Origin of the sequence: Sulfitobacter sp. HI0040, from assembly GCF_001634885.1 — a bacterium.
GTDB lineage: Bacteria > Pseudomonadota > Alphaproteobacteria > Rhodobacterales > Rhodobacteraceae > Sulfitobacter.
In genome coordinates this window covers 1-719 of sequence record NZ_LWEX01000121.1, presented here as the reverse complement: position 1 = coordinate 719, position 719 = coordinate 1, and the positions used below count along the sequence as shown (strand labels likewise).

Here is a 719-nt window from a genome sequence, read left to right as displayed (position 1 = left end):
GCTCCGAGCCTTTGGGCCATGTTCTGCGCCACGCCAAAGGCACCGGGATCCCACGCCGCATGGCTGTCGCGATCCGCCTCATCAAGGCCGAGGTTTTTCAGGGCAGGCGGGACGAAGGCAGAGGCATGTTCGCACACCACGACGACAGCGCCCCGGCCCTCGCGGTTCAGGACCTGCACATAGGCATCGTTTCGGTCTGAGTTCTGGAGCTGCATCATTCCCCCGTTCCGGGCGAGACTGTTTGCCTGTGTCACTTCTGTCAACAAAATTCTGTAACGGATTATACATTCGGTATATGCTTGTAACAGAACTGATCAATATCGGAGCGCTCCCCTGTCCCAGCCCGACCTTACCGTCGCCGATCGCATCCAGAACGCGCTCGACAGTCTCACCCGGGCAGAGCGGCAGCTTGCCCATGTGATCCTCGAAAATTATCCCGCCAGCGGGGTGGGCCCCCTGTCCGAACTCGCACGGGATGCCGATGTGTCGGGCCCCACGGTGCTGCGCATGGTCCAGAAGCTGGGCTACCGGGGCTATCCCGATTTTCAGGCCGAACTGCGCGAGGAATTGCGCGCCATGGCCAAGAACCCGATCGCCAAACACGAAACATGGGCCGATGGGGTGCCATCGGCCCATGTNNCGTGTTTGGCGATCGGGTTCTTGGCCATGGCGCGCAATTCCTCGCGCAGTTCGGCCTGAAAATCGGGATAGCCCCGGTA

The 719-nt window shown here is 61.1% G+C and carries 1 protein-coding gene and 1 pseudogene; one reads left to right on the top strand and one right to left on the bottom strand.

Going from position 1 to position 719, the window contains the following annotated elements:
- Window positions 1-218 (bottom strand): annotated as a pseudogene (locus A3728_RS08830) (N-formylglutamate amidohydrolase); the annotation flags it as partial.
- Between the two features lie 61 nt (window positions 219-279).
- Between A3728_RS08830 and A3728_RS08825 the strand changes: the two are divergent.
- On the top strand, window positions 280-699 hold the full coding sequence (locus A3728_RS08825) for a MurR/RpiR family transcriptional regulator (protein WP_330220270.1): 420 nt from the start codon (window positions 280-282) through the stop codon (window positions 697-699).
- The last annotated feature ends 20 nt before the right edge of the window (window positions 700-719 follow it).